The sequence below is a fragment of the Robertmurraya sp. genome, from assembly GCF_036676585.1.
Lineage (GTDB): Bacteria > Bacillota > Bacilli > Bacillales > Cytobacillaceae > Robertmurraya_A.
This window is the reverse complement of record NZ_JAKFCQ010000157.1, coordinates 1-4,592: the sequence shown is the minus strand read 5'-3', so window position 1 is coordinate 4,592 and position 4,592 is coordinate 1. Positions and strand designations below refer to the sequence as shown.

Annotated in this window: 5 protein-coding genes, 1 pseudogene and 1 riboswitch; of the genes and pseudogenes, 2 read left to right on the top strand and 4 right to left on the bottom strand. The window is 34.8% G+C overall.

All coding sequences use genetic code 11. The annotated features are described in order from the left end of the window. Window positions 1–258: 258 nt before the first annotated feature. Genes ACGLXV_RS19895 through ACGLXV_RS19885 form a run of 3 tightly spaced genes read right to left on the bottom strand, consistent with a single transcriptional unit; the run spans window position 259 to window position 2,564 of the window. On the bottom strand, window positions 259–1,626 hold the full coding sequence (locus tag ACGLXV_RS19895) for a TrkH family potassium uptake protein (RefSeq protein WP_391560046.1): 1,368 nt from the start codon (window positions 1,624–1,626) through the stop codon (window positions 259–261). Window positions 1,627–1,668: 42 nt separating this feature from the next. Continuing rightward, window positions 1,669–2,325 (bottom strand): potassium channel family protein, encoded by a 657-nt coding sequence (locus ACGLXV_RS19890; RefSeq protein WP_391560045.1) that lies wholly within the window; start codon window positions 2,323–2,325, stop codon window positions 1,669–1,671. 47 nt (window positions 2,326–2,372) lie between these two features. Further along, window positions 2,373–2,564: a hypothetical protein gene (locus tag ACGLXV_RS19885; RefSeq protein WP_391560044.1), complete on the bottom strand. Its 192-nt coding sequence runs from the start codon at window positions 2,562–2,564 to the stop codon at window positions 2,373–2,375. 140 nt (window positions 2,565–2,704) lie between these two features. Further along, window positions 2,705–2,840, bottom strand: a riboswitch (cyclic di-AMP (ydaO/yuaA leader). A gap of 247 nt (window positions 2,841–3,087) precedes the next feature. Here ACGLXV_RS19885 and ACGLXV_RS19880 point away from each other — a divergent pair. Further along, on the top strand, window positions 3,088–3,705 hold the full coding sequence (locus ACGLXV_RS19880) for a nitrite reductase (protein ID WP_391560043.1): 618 nt from the start codon (window positions 3,088–3,090) through the stop codon (window positions 3,703–3,705). Between the two features lie 57 nt (window positions 3,706–3,762). On the opposite strand, the pseudogene ACGLXV_RS19875 reads toward ACGLXV_RS19880, so the two are convergent. Then, window positions 3,763–4,035, bottom strand: a pseudogene (locus ACGLXV_RS19875) (cupin domain-containing protein); the annotation flags it as partial. Between the two features lie 296 nt (window positions 4,036–4,331). Here ACGLXV_RS19875 and ACGLXV_RS19870 point away from each other — a divergent pair. Then, the coding region (locus tag ACGLXV_RS19870) for a DUF2935 domain-containing protein (protein WP_391560042.1) at window positions 4,332–4,592 on the top strand (261 nt) is incomplete at its 3' end.

Here is a 4,592-nt window from a genome sequence, read left to right as displayed (position 1 = left end):
TCCATTTTCTTGGCCGTTATTGGGACGGGGTGGACTCTATTGATACGGTCAAAAAGTATATTCGTAAGGGTGCACGAAGAGTTTCATGGATTTTAAACCATCAAGAAAAGTTCATCAAATTCAATGGTTAAAGAGACAATCACTCCACCAATAATGGCCTAGAATGGAGAATATTAAATGCTTTTTTTTTACAATAAGAAAAAAAGGATCTCCACAAAAAAAGAGCATGTTAATTCCATGCTCTTTTCAAACTAAAATTTATCCAATTAAGATTTTTCCTTCTGCAAAACGAATTTTACCCTTATTATTCTTATTCTTGTAATTATGTACGGCTAATGCAAAGGCCATAGTTAGAGGACCAACTCTTCCTATAAACATCATAATCGTAATAAGAATACGACCTATGGGACTTAAATCACCTGTTAATCCGGCACTTAATCCAACAGTGCCAAAAGCAGAGACGGTTTCAAATAAAAGCTTTGACATGTCAGCCCCTTTTTCAGTAATTGTGAGTAAAAAGAAAATTAATGAAATAAAAATAACTCCTGAAATAGCAATGGAGAAGGCCCTAAACACAACTTCTTTGGAAACTCTTCGTCTAAATACATTAACATCTTCTTTATTTGTTAATACGGACCAAAGGGCAAATAGCAATACAGCAAATGTTGTAACTTTAATTCCGCCTCCCGTTGAACCAGAGGATGCTCCGATAAACATTAAACCGTTCATATATGTAAGAGAACTTAATGTTAGTTGGCTTATATCAATGGTGTTAAAACCTGCTGTTCGTGGAACCACTCCTTGAAAATAAGCAGCCCACCATTTATCAATGGTACTTAAACTGCCAAGCGTTGCGGGATTGTTAAATTCTAATGCGAAAATGACAAGGGTACTTACTATATTAATTATCAGTGTAACTAACAATGCTACTTTCGTATGTAGTGAAAGCTTCTTCAAACTTTTTTTCTCAAATATATCAGCGATAACGAAGAAACCAATTCCACCTAATATAAACAACATGGTAATAACAATGTTTACGGTGGGATCTCCTACCCATTTGCTTAAATTGTCAGGTTCTAATCCAAACCCTGCATTGTTAAAAGCAGAGATAGAATGAAATATTCCATAATAAATGGCTTTATCCCAACTCATTTCTTGTGACCAACGAATAGCTAGTAATAGAGCCCCTGTAGCTTCCACGATTACCGTAATGAGAATAATCCGACGAACCAATTTTATTACACCTTGTAAGGAAAACGTATTTATTGATTCTTTAAGTAATAATCTTGATTTCAACCCAATTCTTTTACCTAAGATGATAAACATAAGAATACCACTGGTCATAAAGCCCCACCCACCAAGTTGGATAAGAATTAACAAGACTATTTGACCGAACAAAGTAAAAGTAGTACCTGTATCAACAACTGCCAATCCTGTTACACACACAGCAGATGTCGCTTCAAAAAGAGCATCAATGAAGTTAAGATGATGTCTATCACTAGTAGCAAAAGGGAGCATTAACAAGCCTGTTCCTAATAATATTAAGGCTAAAAACCCAAGTAACATGATATGCGCGGGATCTAGGTTTATTGGTTTATTTTTCTTAAACGTGTTAGAAAATAACATAACCATTTCCTTTCTAACTTTAGTCAGGATTAAGCAATAGAATTACTTAACATTAACAAATTGGGCTAGATCCTCCCTAGAACCAATTACAACTAAAAGATCGCCTTCATGAATAATGTGATCAGGAGAAGGACTAATGATTATTTCTTCATTACAAACGATTGCAATCACACTGATATTGTATGTCGCACGTAAATCTAACTCTCTTAGACTTTTTTCCGTCAAACTAGATGGAATTTTTATTTCTTCTATATTATATTCTTCTGAAAGTTGTATATAGTTCAAAACATTAGGTGACAAAAGTTGATGTGCGACACGTGAACCCATGTCTCTTTCTGGATAAATAATCCAATCGGCTCCGACTTTTTCTAATACTCGCCCGTGGGTTTTAGAAAGTGCTTTAGCGATTACTTGTTTCACTCCTAATTCCTTTATGATTAAGGTGGTTAATATACTAGACTGCATATCATTCCCAATGGCGACAATTACACAATCAAAATTGCGAATACCAGCCGTCTTTAGTACCTCAACATCTGTAGAATCTCCAACAATGGCATGCGTCACAATGGATTCTGCATCCTCAACTTTTTCTTCATTAATGTCTATACCCAATACTTCTTGTCCTGCTTCGTTTAACTCATATGCTACACTTGATCCAAACCTTCCTAGGCCTATAACCGCGTATGCTTGTTTTGACATGTAGTCTTAACACTCCTTAGCTTTATTAAAGCAAATACCGTTCATAACTACTTTTTTGGATAGAATAAATTAAATAATGGATGCTTTTTCTTGACTATTTTTAATTCATTCATAATCAATTTCTCTTGATGATCAGTAATCCATTTAGTTACTTCTTGTTTGTTCTGACAATGAGTTAAATATGTCTCTCCACCCTTGCCAATAGCGTTTATAATGTATTTAGAAGTAGCTTTCCCCATTTTCCCTCAACCTTTTCTTATTTAGTAAGTAAAATTCTTATTATCTCTAGTTATTTTCCCAAACCAAAAAAGACCCATTTAGTAGATGTTTTTTTGTAAAAATCCACAAAAAAAACACCTTCAAATTAAGGTGGTCTTTAGACCTCCCTCGCTTTTGCCGACGAAGTTAGCTGACGGGTAGGATGGCGAAAGAGTTCTCATCCTTTCTACATGGTAGAATTAACCCCAAAAAATTGGTTCCTCCGTTCCCTTAAAGGGATTAGACAGTTAAATTGTGCTTGATGTGTTAAATAGTACTACCGTTTATTAGTTAAAGTAAAGGTTCAAAAATCAGTAAAATACCCCGGATTAGTTCGATTTTAGTTAAATATCCTTAAAAAATGTCTATTTTCTAGCCCATACTTATTATTTTCACTAACTCTCTAGGATTTTCCTATGTTTCGGTTGTATAAAATCCATTGCGCCTTCAAAGAGGAAAGCTCTAAAATAAAGGATAGCAACAAAAGAACAGGGGGAGTGTTATATGGGGAATGATGTGAAGAAAATTAAGATTGTCTTAAATGGAGGAATAGGCTTTGGAGCTAAACTAAATGCAAAACAACTTATAACCATTTCTAAATATATGGATGAGAATGGGGAGTTGGAATTAACCACGTTTCAACAGCTTTATATAGAAATTCCTGAAGACAAACAAACAGAATTTATAGAAGAGTTCAAAAATGTTGGATTAGAATGTTATCCAGTTGGTAACTTTGTAAAAAGTTTGAGAACGTGCAATTTTTGCAAAGGGGAACTTGAGGAAGGAATGCCCGTAGCAAAAGAGTTAAATCGTCGTATAGCTGGTAAACCAGTACCGTTCACCCTTAAAGTTGCTTATACTGGATGTCCTGTTGGTTGTGGTGAACCCTTGTTAAGTGACATAGGAGTTATGAAAATGAAAGATCACTATAACTTGTATGTTGGTGGGAAAGCAAAAGGAATGGATGCTGAAGCAGGAATCTTATTAAAGGAGAATCTAACACCAGAAGACCTCTACCATCATGTAGGAAAGATCATTGAAGTATATGCCCAATGGGGGAAGAAACGAGAACCATTCTTTAAATTTATTAAACGAATAGATACGAATCTACTAATAAGTTAATTAAATCAAAAAACAGCAGGTTTCAATGAATTCCTGCTGTTATTTTTAATTTATAAATCATAATACATCTTTTAATTCAGTTTCTGAATATATAGATATAAATACTACAGCTTTACTATCTCCAATGTTTTTTATGTAGTGGGGAACACTCGCATTCCAACTAAAGGAATCACCTTCTTCTACAATAAATGAATCCTCTCCTTGTTCAGCTAGTATTTTTCCTTCCAAAACTAAGTGACACTCTTCTCCCTCGTGTGAATGAGGTTCTCCAATGGAGGATCCTGGGGGGAATTCAACGATCATCGTTCTTAGTCCGCCTTTTGATTGGATTTAGCATTTTTAGTAATGGCCGTATCTCTTGCTATCACAGGTTCTAATGCTTTTGCACTGGATCAACTTATTTTTAAAGGACAAAAGACGAAAAGTGCAACATCCCTAAATTAAATATGATGAAAATATAATAAAGCATTACCTCAATTCAGGGGTAATGCTTTATTTATTGGGCTAACAAAGTAAGGATAGAACTAGAGATATGACACATTTATCCTGCTCTACAATAATTTAGAAAAAGGACAAATTATACCACATATATATGGGAGGGAAGTATGTAATAAGGAGGGGGAAAAATGGCAAATCCAATTGTTACGAGATCCCTGGACGAAATTCAATTTTGGTCCAGAATTATGAAGGAGCATGCTTTATTCCTAAGCTTGGGATTTACCCATGAACAGCAACAGTTAATTACAGAAGCCCAACAGTTCATCACTCTTTTCGAACGAATTGAGGAAAAGTTGGCAAGGTTCACTGTAAATACGGATATACGCCAAATTCAAGCTTTTAACAATGAGGTTTATCAAGCAGCTGTTGCGATTTGGAGTTACAAAAGA